At 34.7% G+C, this 9,271-nt stretch carries 9 protein-coding genes and 1 pseudogene; 3 read left to right on the top strand and 7 right to left on the bottom strand.

Annotated elements, in window-relative coordinates:
* From C6H08_RS10590 to C6H08_RS10560, 6 genes and pseudogenes are all read right to left on the bottom strand, one after another.
* Nucleotides 1-260, bottom strand: a pseudogene (locus tag C6H08_RS10590) (lysozyme inhibitor LprI family protein); the annotation flags it as partial.
* A gap of 55 nt (nt 261-315) precedes the next feature.
* A complete protein-coding gene (locus tag C6H08_RS10585; RefSeq protein WP_034564107.1) occupies nt 316-921 on the bottom strand; it encodes a GIY-YIG nuclease family protein in 606 nt (201 codons plus the stop codon).
* A 2-nt stretch (nt 922-923) separates the two neighbouring features.
* Nucleotides 924-1,892: a DNA adenine methylase gene (locus C6H08_RS10580; protein ID WP_034564786.1), complete on the bottom strand. Its 969-nt coding sequence runs from the start codon at nt 1,890-1,892 to the stop codon at nt 924-926.
* Nucleotides 1,893-2,058: 166 nt separating this feature from the next.
* The gene (locus tag C6H08_RS10575) at nt 2,059-2,982 is read right to left on the bottom strand and encodes a PLP-dependent cysteine synthase family protein (protein ID WP_034564110.1); all 924 of its coding nucleotides are present in this window, start codon (nt 2,980-2,982) and stop codon (nt 2,059-2,061) included.
* A gap of 465 nt (nt 2,983-3,447) precedes the next feature.
* A complete protein-coding gene (locus C6H08_RS10565; RefSeq protein ID WP_034564114.1) occupies nt 3,448-4,011 on the bottom strand; it encodes a hypothetical protein in 564 nt (187 codons plus the stop codon).
* Nucleotides 4,012-4,020: 9 nt separating this feature from the next.
* Nucleotides 4,021-4,647, bottom strand: coding sequence for a hypothetical protein (locus tag C6H08_RS10560; protein WP_104686200.1), 627 nt, complete (start codon nt 4,645-4,647; stop codon nt 4,021-4,023).
* 288 nt (nt 4,648-4,935) lie between these two features.
* On the opposite strand from C6H08_RS10560, the gene C6H08_RS10555 reads away from it, so the two are divergent.
* Complete coding sequence (locus C6H08_RS10555; RefSeq protein ID WP_138154536.1) at nt 4,936-5,142, top strand: hypothetical protein; 207 nt, start codon at nt 4,936-4,938, stop codon at nt 5,140-5,142.
* Between the two features lie 623 nt (nt 5,143-5,765).
* On the opposite strand, the gene C6H08_RS10550 is transcribed toward C6H08_RS10555, so the two are convergent.
* Nucleotides 5,766-7,286: an outer membrane family protein gene (locus C6H08_RS10550; protein WP_034565824.1), complete on the bottom strand. Its 1,521-nt coding sequence runs from the start codon at nt 7,284-7,286 to the stop codon at nt 5,766-5,768.
* A gap of 260 nt (nt 7,287-7,546) precedes the next feature.
* Between C6H08_RS10550 and C6H08_RS10545 the strand changes: the two genes are divergently transcribed.
* Complete coding sequence (locus tag C6H08_RS10545; RefSeq protein ID WP_104686199.1) at nt 7,547-7,843, top strand: hypothetical protein; 297 nt, start codon at nt 7,547-7,549, stop codon at nt 7,841-7,843.
* Between the two features lie 95 nt (nt 7,844-7,938).
* The gene (locus C6H08_RS10540) at nt 7,939-9,114 is read left to right on the top strand and encodes a DUF2972 domain-containing protein (RefSeq protein ID WP_034566038.1); all 1,176 of its coding nucleotides are present in this window, start codon (nt 7,939-7,941) and stop codon (nt 9,112-9,114) included.
* Nucleotides 9,115-9,271 lie beyond the last annotated feature (157 nt).

The following is a 9,271-nucleotide window of genomic DNA, read 5'->3' as shown; positions in this document are numbered from 1 at the left end:
TTTTGCACTTCACAATCAATCCGTGCTACTCCAAATTTATAGATTTGCTCTTGCTTGTTTTTAGGATTGAAATCAAAATGAGCCATATCGCATTGCTTTTTGATATGCTCTTGCTTGTCTTTGCTTACATTGTATTCCTTAAACAACTTTTGCAAACTCTCACTATCAGCAAAAGCCATATTTACAAACGCCATAAACGCCAAAGGCATTAGAATCTTAGCCCTTGTGCTAACCTTAAATAATCTTATAAAAACGCCCATAAATCGCTACCTTTATTTTTTGTTGAACTTGCAAAATCACTTCACACACAATTTATTATTTGTCTAGTTTTACTTCCTTGCGTTTAATTTTCTTTTCTCTACTCTGTGCGTTGGCTTGAAGTTCTGCGTGTTGGTTTTTTATTTCAAGTGGCCAGTCTGCTCCTTGCTCTTGCACATTCCATTCTGGGTGCTGTCTCTCGATACTTAGATAATCTTCCAAGCAACACTGCTCTATAAATTTATAAGAAATGGAAACATTTTTGACTTTTTTTAAGCCGAATAATCCTTTCACTTCTTTTTCAAAATTCTCTTGGTATATCATATAAAATTCAATCTTTTTACCCTGCAAAATCGTGTGATAGAGAAAATACCACACGCCAAAACTTCTAATGCTTGGACGCCCTTTTACTCCGCCGTCTCTATAAATTTCTAAAGTGCTTTTGATTCCCCCTGTTGCTTGGCTTCCACCGATTTTTTTAATCTCACCATCTACCACAATGAGATATACCCTAGCTACATTTTCATTTAAAATTTTTTGTGATAGTGCCTTGCCATTTTCATCTTTTAAATCTTTTACATAATTAAAATTAAGCTTTGTGCTTCCATTTACAAATTCTACATCAGCGATTTTAAATGCAGTTTTGACTTGCTCTATTCTCATTTTCACTCCTTTATAATCAAAAGTTCGTGGCTTTGTTTGGTGTTGTCTATATCGCCTCGCATTACACGATTTTTACCTATTCTTGTTTCGCCTTGTCCCATTGTGTATTGCCATTTTGGTTCTAAGATTTTAAAATCCTTATAAGCTTCTCGCACAAACTCGCAATCATTATAACTTAAAATAAACTTGCCTTTATGGTTTTTAAGACATTTTGCCAAAAGCTCGTGATTAAAGCTATTGTGATGAATAGGAAAGTTTCGCATAGGATAGATTCCTTTAAACATTTTAGAATCTCCCTCTAAAAAATACGGCGGATCGCAATAGAAAAAATCATTAGGATATTTTTTAAACACTGCTTCAAAACTCGCCATTTCTACTTTAAGATTCTGCGTTTTAAAATCTCTAATTTTCTCTAAGGCTTTTAAATAGCGATTTTTATCTTCATAGATTTTACTCATCCAGCCTAAAAATCCGGGTCCATAGCTTAGATTAAAATTAAAATAATAATCTCTTGCAAGGGTTAAAGAATCTAGCTTTAGCTTAGGTTTATTGTTAGGGTTTTTATGCCTTTCATTCCAAAATAAACTTAACTCGTTTTTGATTATTGTGTAATTTTCTTTTGTGGGTTCTAGCTTTAAAAGCTCATTATAAAGTGCGTTAGAATCCTTGCATAAAACTTGCCAAAAATTCACTAAAATATCAAATATATCAAAAGCTAAAACTTCAATATCAAGCTCTAAAGCTGCCGCTACTTCCACACTCCCACCGCCAATAAATGGGCTAATAAGCCTTTTTGTGTCGCTAGGAATTTGCTCTAAGATTAATCCTACCGCTAAACTTTTGCCCCCACCATAACGCAAAGGGCTTTTTGTATAGCGTTTATAGGCTAAGTTTTTGCCTTTGAGATGATGAAGAAAAAAAGATTTGTTGTCTATATGATGTTGAAATAAACTTGTTTGATAAAAATCCATATCAAGTAAGCTACAAATATCTCTTTGCAAACTTTGATTGTTTGTAATCTCATTTTGCAAATCTTTTTCTTGTGTGAAGTCCATAAATCTTTCCTAGCAGTGTGGCAATTCTATAAAACTGCCATTGTAGCAGGTTTATAGAATCTTTTTGCTACTCACTATCCTGCTACACAAGATTCTTGCTAAAATACCTGCTCAAATCATCAGCAAAGAGTGTAACAATGAGTTTGTTTTCCACTTCTTGGGCGAGTTTTAAACACGCTTGCAAACACGCCCCAGATGAGATTCCAGCTAAGATTCCCTCCTCTCTAGCTAAGATTTTTAGCCCTTGATACGCTTCTTCATCGCTAATTTTTTGCACCATATCTATAAGGCTTGTATCCATAGTCTTTGGGATAAAGTTATTGCCAATACCCTCAATATTCGCACAGCCCTCTAACCCACCGCCAATCACAGAGCCGATAGGATCACATAGCACAGCTTGTATCCTAGAATCCTGCTCTTTTAGGTATTTTGCTATTCCGCTAAAGCTGCCACCACTTCCAGCACCGCATACAAAATAATCCAGCACAGGTGCTAAGTCTCGCACGCCCTGCATTTGCGTATAAATCTCTTTTGCGGTAGTAAGGTAATGTGCCTGTGGATTTAGCGGATTTTCAAACTGATGCAAGCTAAAAGAATGCGGAGTAGAATCTAGCAATTCTTGTGCTTTATCAATCGCTCCTTGCATGCCTAGCTCTTTTGGCGTGTTGATCACTTCTGCCCCTAAAGCTCGCATAAGAATCTGCTTTTCAGTAGAAAATTTATCCGGCACGACTAAAATCGCCTTGATATTAAAATGCAAACACACAAAGGCAATGCCTAGTCCGGTATTCCCAGCAGTGGCTTCTATTACGACAGAATCTTTATGTAGTTTGCCCTCTTTCTGTGCCTTCTGTAAAATATGCAAGGCTACGCGATCCTTCACACCCCCAGCGGGGTTGTAGGATTCAAGTTTTGCAAAAATGCGATTATTATTTGGAATGGCTATGCGTGAAAGCTCCACAAGTGGCGTATTACCGATGAGTTCAAGGCTTGAGTGAAAAAACATTTATATCCTTTAATTTTTAAAAATTACGAAATATAGTAAATAAGACTTTTAATTGTATGGTAAATGTTATTATAACTTTTTTTCACTTCTAATTTTTGTTATTTTTTATAAAATAGATAAAAATTAAGGGAAAAGGGTAGAATCCGAAATTTAAACTCATAGGCACAAAGGATTCTTTAATATTTGCTTTTGTTTGTGAGATTTTACCAAAAGTAGCTTGTTTGTTTTGGATCACAAAAGCTATTTCCAGTAATTTTTTACCCTTAGAAGTAAAACTTGCTGCAGAATCCATGAGACATATATCAAAATTCTGTAATGTTGGTGCTGTTTTATGTTTTTGGATTCAGATTAAACACATGGATATGTGTCACACGACCACATCTAGCGGTATCAAATCACATCCATTGATTATTCAATAAACTTTTTCATAATCTATCAGCAAGATTTATCAAGCAGAGTTTCTAGCTACTTTGATTTAGCACGCTTTTTAATAAAATCTTTCTTATATCTCTCCCAGTATTGTTTGGAATCCTTTTTTATGAGTTTTGCTACCTGCTTTTTACATGTTGGCATATCAACAAGCACAAAGTAAGGTCTGCCTACAAAAAAGCCCATTGTGAATCCAGTCATAAAACAATATATAGAATCCTCTTTTGGCATAAAGGAAAATGTATGCGGACTTTCAGTCTTTGCATAAAGCGTGATAGAATCTTTTGTATCTATATCAACATAATATGCAAAACCCGGTGTTGAGAAAAATGCAAATTCATAATCCTTTAAAAACGGCTTATTGACATTAAACTTACCATAATGTGTGCTGATATTATAGCGTATCAATGAGCCTTGAAAGGCACTTTCCCTATAAAAATAAAGCCTTGTTTTGCCTTTTGGCGGATTTGAAAAAGTCGTATCCGTATCACTCGCCTTGAAGCTATAATCTTTTTTAGGATCATATTTGGGGTGCTGCATACACGCACTAAAGAATAAAACACTTAAAAACAATATGCAATGCAAATTCTTTGTTATCATACTGCCCCCTTAAAAGCCCATATTAAAGCGATAGCTTAAACCAAGTGTAAGCATGATGTGATTAAATTCGGATGTAGATTCTCTTCCTGCGGTTAAGTTAAGCCATCTAAATGAGCCTTTTACAAAAATTCCAATAGCATTATTTTTATTGAGAATCCATTCACTAGAACTCATAATCGCAACACCTTGATAACTTGCAGTTAAAGGGCCAAGCGTAGAGGGCAAACTCATATCATAACCAAGCCCTACACGCCATATTAAACCATGTGTTTGTTCTGAAAAATAAATCGCTGGGGTAAAAAAATTTCCACTTGTCTTCATGCTATATGGATCGTTGAGAAGAAATAGGGTGTTATCAATTTTTATATAATTAGCTATATCACTTGCATTATACTCATATTCAAGTGCGACTTCTACACCCATGCCACTACTTCCCCTCCATACATAATAGGCTGATATACCGGGGACAAAATTGTAATAATACTTTGTGGAACATGTGTATGAATTAACGAAGCAGTATGCCTGTGTAGAATAACCTATGCCAACTTTAGCATAAACGCCAAACGAGTTTTTACTATATTCTTGTTCTATTTCGCTTGTGTCATCACTTTGGGGGGGGGGGGGTAACATTTGCATTTGCGATACTTGCAACAACGCATGACAACATTAAACTTTTAGCAACAAACTTTAAATTATGAAGTGCTTTCATATAAATCCTTTTAAATAAAATGTAAATGAAAGTTTAACAAGTTTTAAACAAAAAGGCAAGTTTATCTATGATGTCTATCGTATTTACATGATTGTGTGATTGCCACTTTTTGTTGTCTAACATTGCTCATAATAATATTTTTGCGGAATTGCTTAGTATGAGAAACTTGTTACTAGTATTTTGTGTTTAGGGTTAAAAAGCTGTGTCGGTAGGGATTGTGTTATCATTGCATTGTGTTTGTGTGTGCTTTGCAAGATTCTAGTAGTTGTTTGCGTGATTGCAAACAATCTAGCAAGGATTATAAGGGAAGTATTTTACTTGACACTCATACAAATGAAATCTTAATCACACTCACAAGGCATGACAAGCATTCTAGATTCTCTACCTTTATGGGTGAGTGCAGGGCTTGGGAAGCAAAATAGTGGGAAACTAGAATCTAATACTTGTTATATTGAGCGTAGCGAAATCTCTAAGCATAGAATCCAAGTAAAGATTAAACCCTATACTTAGATTTAGATAAAGATTTTTACCTTTTCCGTAATGTTTAATATGATAAGGTTCTAGAATCTACAAGCCCTAAATCTAAGCAAAAAAGAGAGAATCTGGTTTCCAACAAAACAACATGCACGAAAATTCCAAGGGAATATCTTGCGGTGATTTGTAGAATTTTTTAGGAATTGCTCTAAACCCGCACCCTAGATCTAATAAAAATACACCACAAGCCCTACACTCTCTCTAGATTTATATCACCTGCAACAAAGCAAACATTATCAAAATCATATAAATAACATCTTAATAGATGAGTTTTAGCTTGCAAGAATAAAGTTATGGGTGCAAAGGGCAAGACACTTCAAAAAATATATAAAATAAAAAGAAATATTGAAATTAGGAAAGTTATATAAAGAAATTACAAGAAATAAGGGGTAACCCCCCCCCCCTTTTTTTTTATAAATAAGAACATACAAAATCTAGATCTGGTAATAATGACAGCAATATAAAATTGCCATATACCCAAAGTATCCTGCTTGATAGATCCTACAGCAACTTAGAAATTATAGCCAAGTGTGAAAAACGCATGGCTTCTATCATCTGTTTGTGCTTTAGTTAAATTGTTAGTTCCATTCAATTGAGCACCCGGATTATACCCAGCCTTTGTAGTATCTCTAAACCACTCAAGTTTTAATCCCACTGCTAAACCATTTTTGAAAGCATGATCTACAGACAGGGCAATACTTTCTTCATCACTTCTAGGGCTTCTTGTGATTCTGCCAAGCAAATCCCATGAAAGTGTGCCATACTCTAAGTCATAATGACCACCACCAGAGAGATACCCAGTCCTTGCATTTCTGTTGATTGTATCACTAATGCTTGCACCTATATCATACACACCCGCAGTCCAAAAATCAAACCCCATTGGATTTCCATAAGTCCCAAAATGTGAGTTTGCACTACCAAAGTTTTCATAGTAGCCTATACGCACATTATAGTTATAGATATTACCTTGTGCGATTAGGTTTAGATTCCCACTCCATTCATCGACATATTCATTGTATCTCAAGTTTGCTCCAGTGAAAGCCTTATGCACATGAAGTCCAAAACCTTGCGCTGTAACCTTAAACCCAAGTCCATTACCAAACTGATATTCATACACTGCTTTTAAGCCCGGTGCCTCATAAAGTCCGGGATAAAAGTAAAGGAATGGGCGAACAAGCAAAGTATCACCATAAGTAAAGCCATTATCTGTATCAGAAATGCCACCATGCGTAATATCAGCACCAACTGAGTGGATACCATAGCTAATATCCGGCTTTCTATCATTATTCGTATCAGTTACTTTTACCGCATAGTAGTCATAGAACCATTGCGAGTAAGCAAATGCACGACCAAATGAGCTAAACCACCATACTTTCACTTCATTTGCAGGTTTAGATTTTGTATCGCCATAATCAGTATGCCAATCAAAGTTAAAACCTTGTGTATAACCACTAAAATAATCCATGCTAGATTCATATCTACCAAGCTTTAGGTTAAAAGATTTCGCCTGTAAATCAACATAGGCATTATGCACGAAAATTTGGCGATTGTTGGTATAAGATGGAGTTTCACCACCAAGATAACCACCCCATGAGCCTATATATTGATTGTTTAAACTACTACCACCGCTTAAACCTGAGTTGCCTTCAATTTGACCACCATCATACTTCGTAGTATCCCAAGCCAGTCCAGCCGCCGCTGCACCAATGCCTACTTCAAACTTTGAGAAATAATCATTTTCATACACTTCGTTAATGTTAAACTTACCATTAACCTCACCAAACATACTTGTAAAGCTTTCAGTTGGATAAAAGCTTTTTGTAGTATCAACCTTGCCACCATTAAAACCAGCTTTAGTAAAAGTCTCTACATTCCCAGTGAGTGTAAAGAATTTACTACCCTCATTAGCACATCTCTCATAGCCAAAAAGATTCCCTTCAGTTTCATTGCCACAATCTGCCATCGCAAAAGAGCTACCAACAAGCAGGGCAATGCTTGTGTATTTTGTCAAATTTCTCAAGTTTCCTATCATACATTTTCCTTTGAGTTTCGTTTTAGGTTCAATATTATTGCATAAAAAATAAATAATTTTCCAAAAAAATGGCTTATATGGGGACTGTAGTTTGTAAAAAATATTTTAAATCTTTTTCTTTCAAAATGTGTAAAATATACACATTATTTGCCACATAACATGCCTTTATCGCTTGTGGTTGTTTTATACATGCCAATGCAATATATTAAAAATTGTGTTAAAATTACACTTTTTGAGATTTTAAAATGCAAGGTTAATTTATGGGACTTAAAGATTCTAAGAAGGTGAAACGCATATTAGCAAAATGTAGAAAAACATTTTTTCCACTCAATATACACTTATTTTTGTCGCTTTATCCAAAAATAATGCTGAATAAGAAAGAGTTAAGACAATTTAAGCTTATGTCTAATGATTTGGAGGAAACCTATAAGAATGTCTTGCTAGATTCTCCATTCTTTTTTGCAAAAACACTAAAAGCCCATATCGCATGGTTAAATTCATCTGAGTTTAAAAGTAAATATGGAGAGAATCTGTATATTACCCCCCCCCCCCCATAAGTGATTGCAATCCTAAAACGCAATATTTTCCACTCTTAAATCCCACACTTTTTGACTACGAAAAAACCCAATCTAGCATAGCTTATCACTACAATATGCCCTTACCGCATTATTACAATTTTATCTATATGGCAACTTATGGTGCGGGCTATCAGGCTATGAAGAAATTTTTTGAATATTGCGGTGTTTGCGTAGCAGAGCTATGGACGGCTGATATAGATCCACAGCTTGAATACGAACATTTTTATAATACGCTTGTGAATAATCGCGAAAAATACTGCATTATATATCTTAGCGGTAGAAATCTCTATGGGAGAGAAAAGCTATTTTCCTTAATAGATTCTCATGTTCCTTTACTCATTATTGCACGAGATCCCATATCGATTTATCGACCTATAGTCAATCACTTAGGTGAGAGAGAATATCAATATGAATGCACTTTAAAAACAGATTATAGAATATTTCTTGATAGCATTAGATATAGCCTAAATCCCACAGCCCCAAGCCTTGATGCGTTAGAAAGCGAAGAATCTTGCGATGAGAATGGTGTAACAGCCTTATCGATACAACGAAGAAGAAAAGCACTAAAACATGTAAGCAAGATACAATATATCGCATTTAATGAGATTTTGGAAACACAAGCCTTTGAGACTTTTCAAAAGCTTGCAAAAGAATATGGTTTTACACCACCAAAAGAGAGGGATACATTTGAAGCAAAAGTAAATGGCGGTATGCTTTTGGGTTTATTGCCGCGTGTTTTAATAGTTAGAGAATGCGATGTGCCTTTTATGTTTAGAGGGCAAGAAAATGAGAATCTTGCCATAAAAGATTCTAAAGATTCTTATATGGATAATGAGGTGGAATACAGAATTATTATTACTACACCACAGATTCAAAGCCTTGATAATTATGTAGATATAAGCAAAAATCTTAATATTGCTATTCCGTTTCAAAACTTATATTTACTTATGACTAAAGATTCATTTGCAAAATTGCAAACAAAACAAGAATTATTTAAGGCTACAAGGGAATATTTACAAGGTTTCCTAAAAGAGTTAGAAAATCGCGCAAACATAGAAAATAATAAGCGGCTAGATGAAAATGATATACTAGAAAGATTTAGACAAGATTCAACACTAGCTATGAAATATAAAAAAATCTTTGACAAAGAATTAGCACATATCAAGGAAAACCGACCTGATATTGTAGCAAGTTGGGACTACTACCAAGGATTTGAAAGGATATGCGAAAATATAGAATCAAATATATAATGCATAATGATAAATATAAACCCTAAGAAGTGGTTGCTACATAGCCCTATATCTTCTTGTGCGATCATTTCATCATTTTTTTTGCAACATAGCATTATTTTAAAGGTTTTTGTAACGATAACCCCAACATAAGTTTATATATCGTTTTCAAGATCCA

The sequence above is a fragment of the Helicobacter bilis genome, assembly GCF_900198365.1.
Taxonomy (GTDB): Bacteria; Campylobacterota; Campylobacteria; order Campylobacterales; family Helicobacteraceae; genus Helicobacter_A; species Helicobacter_A bilis_B.
This window is presented reverse-complemented; position numbering and strand designations above follow the sequence as displayed.